The following is a 756-nucleotide window of genomic DNA, read 5'->3' on the forward strand; positions in this document are numbered from 1 at the left end:
GCAGCCAGGTGCCGGACAGCCGGGCGTGGTCCGGTTCGGGCAGGGCGCGCCAGACGACACGGTAGGTCCATGCCTCCGCCGCCCCGGCGGCGTCGGCCGGGCGCGGTGCGGGCCAGTACCTGCGGCGCTGGAACGGATCGGTGGGCAGGTCGGGTGAGGGCGTGCGGGCGGGGGTGCCCGCGGTCCAGTCGACGGGCACCCCCCGTACGTGCAGGGCGGCGAGGGCCCCGGCCAGCGACTCGGCCTCGGTGCGCCCCTCGCGCAGCAGGGGTACGGCGCGGCAGTCGTCCCCGGCGGCGCGGCACTCCTCCACCAGGCCGGACAGGACGCCGGCCGGGCCGAGTTCGAGGCAACTGGTGGTGGACTCCGCGAGGAGGGTGCGGGCGCCGTCGAGGAAGCGGACGGTGGAGCGGACGTGCCGCACCCAGTACTCGGGGTCGCACAGCTCGCCGGCGGTGGCGCGCTCGCCGGTGAGGTTGGAGACGACGGGGATGCGCGGCGGCGCGTACGTCATCCGGCGTGCCACGGAACCGAACGCGTCGAGCATCGCCTCCGTGCGTACCGAGTGGAAGGCGTGGCTGACGGCGAGCTCCTTGGTGCGGCGGCCCCGCGCGCGGAAGGCCGCGGCGAGGCGCAGGACGGGCGTGCGGTCACCGGACAGGACGGTGGAGCGCGGTCCGTTGACGGCGGCGACCGAGACGCCGTCCGCGTCGGCGCCGGCGTCCGCGAGCAGCGCCCGTACCTCCTCCTCGCCGG

General features: G+C 77.1%; 1 protein-coding gene. It reads right to left on the reverse strand.

Annotated features, from left to right (window positions below; translation table 11 throughout):
• A partial coding sequence (locus HO151_RS02025) for an acyltransferase domain-containing protein (protein ID WP_173894410.1) occupies positions 1-756 on the reverse strand: 756 nt, incomplete at both ends.

This window comes from Streptomyces sp. 8P21H-1 (genome assembly GCF_013302945.1).